Below are 1,888 nucleotides of genomic sequence, written 5' to 3' on the forward strand. Positions count from 1 at the left end.
CTGCGTCGAGCATCAGCAGCTGTCCGACCTTCTCCGGCAGGGTCATCCGTGACAACAAGTCCTCGATCCTTGCTGCCACAGGCGCTTCCGGATCCAGGTACGCGGCATAGCGGACCGACTGATTCACTGCATTCTCCAAATCACGAGTCGTCAAAGGGTCACAAGAACTGATCGCCCACGGCGGCCGCCTCGTCGCAAGGACGATGCCGTCAGCCGCCGAGCCAGGCCGTCACTTCAGGCCGGTGGTGGCGATGCCGGCGCACGAAGTGCCGATGGCCACCGCCCTCCGGAGGCGCGGGCACCGTGTACGTCTGGGTCCACAGCGCCGCCAGCTGAACCGGGCGCTCTGTCGGATGCGCCCGCGTGTCCATGGTTGTCCGGCTGTCATGATGGCGGCGCCGTGGTTCCGCGCAGGATGAGATTGGTGGGCAGCACCATCCGTTCTTGCGGTGCGGTGCCCACCTCTGCACCGAGCAGCTGCAGCAGCATCTGCGCAGCGGCTTGGCCCTGCCGTTCGACATTCTGCGCGACGGTGGTGAGGTCGAGGATGGGCGCCATCTCGTGATCGTCGATACTGACCACCGACATGTCTTGGGGCACCCGCAGGCCGGCCCGGCGCAATGCCCATAGAGCGCCGAGGGCGAGCTCGTCGTACTCGGCGAAGACCGCTGTGGGCATGACCGGACCGGACAACAGCTCAGCCATCGCCGCAGCGCCACCCTTGATCCCATGGGGCCCCGAGACCACAAGGCGGGGGTCGAATTCGATCCCGGCCGCGCCGAGCGCCTGCTCATAGCCGAGCTGACGAGCGTTCGATGGGGCGAACCCAAACCAGAAGTCGTCCGGCGTACCGGCTATCAGCGCGATCCGCTCGTGCCGCAGGTGCAGCAAGTGGCTGACTGCGCTTGTGGCGGCAGCCGCTTCGTCGATGCCCACAGATGGCGACCCGGGGATTGTGGAGCCGACGCTGACGAGCGGCATGTCGATCGAGCGGAGCGACAGGGTGTGCTCCTCTGTGAGGGGCATAGAGAGGGAAAGGATCCCGTCCACTTTCCTGGCGAGAGGCATTCGCTGGAAGAAGTGGTCACGGATGTCGGCGTTGCCGAGATGGTAGAGCAGCACGTCATAGCCGCGGTCCCGCATGTAGTCCACTGCCGCGGATGTGACGGTGCCGAAGAACCACCGGGTGATGAACGGCACGATCACGGCGACGGTGCGCCGCGGCCCCGCTTGCTCGGTCAGTGCCTGCAGGGCTGTGACGTAGGACAGGTCACGAGCAGCGTCGAGCACCCGTTCGCGAGTCACCTGCGAGACCTTCGAGACTCCGCGCAGGGATCGCGAGGCAGTGGCCTCCGAGACACCGGCACGGGCGGCGACGTCGGCGAGCGTCACGCGCGTCAGTGACTGGGCGTCGTCGGACATGACGTGCAGCCTATCCGTGAATCGGTGGTGTGGTGAAAGGAGTTTGCATCCCATCCGGCGGGAGGAGTCCGCAAACCACCCCAACGCTAGCCCTTGGCGGTTCGATGGCCGCTAACCCCTTGCCGAACGGGTGGGCTCGGTGCCACACTCCCGGTGCAAGTTCCTTTCATCCCGTGAAACCTCTGTCACGGCTCAGTTGTGTTACCCGCTCCGTCCTGTCCGCTGTCGCGGATCGGACAGAACCGGATACAGACGTGAACTTCGGCCGTGTCGCTTCGGCGCAGGCACGCGGATCACGTCGGTTCGTGTTCGACAGCCGGACATCCGCCCAGCTGGTCAAGCTTGGGGCCAACGGAGCCCCCAACCCTCCAAGGAGGAGCAGGAATGTTGAACCGAAAGGCAGGGCTCACAGCTCTCATCGGCATCGCCGTCGCGGGCTTGGCGTCCGGATGTCTCTCGTCCAACT

At 65.5% G+C, this 1,888-nt stretch carries 1 protein-coding gene; it reads right to left on the bottom strand.

Features of this window, described 5'->3' with window-relative positions; genetic code table 11:
• Positions 1 to 384: 384 nt before the first annotated feature.
• Complete coding sequence (locus tag H9I49_RS23300; protein WP_188032799.1) at positions 385 to 1,422, bottom strand: LacI family DNA-binding transcriptional regulator; 1,038 nt, start codon at positions 1,420 to 1,422, stop codon at positions 385 to 387.
• Between the last annotated feature and the right edge of the window lie 466 nt (positions 1,423 to 1,888).

It is taken from the genome of Terrabacter sp. MAHUQ-38 (assembly GCF_014518425.1).
In the GTDB taxonomy this organism is placed as follows: Bacteria; Actinomycetota; Actinomycetes; order Actinomycetales; family Dermatophilaceae; genus Terrabacter.

Coding starts and splice junctions, on each gene's coding strand:
- H9I49_RS23300 (WP_188032799.1), bottom strand. CDS start 1,422: ATGTCCGACGACGCCCAGTCACTGACGCGCGTGACGCTCGCCGACGTC.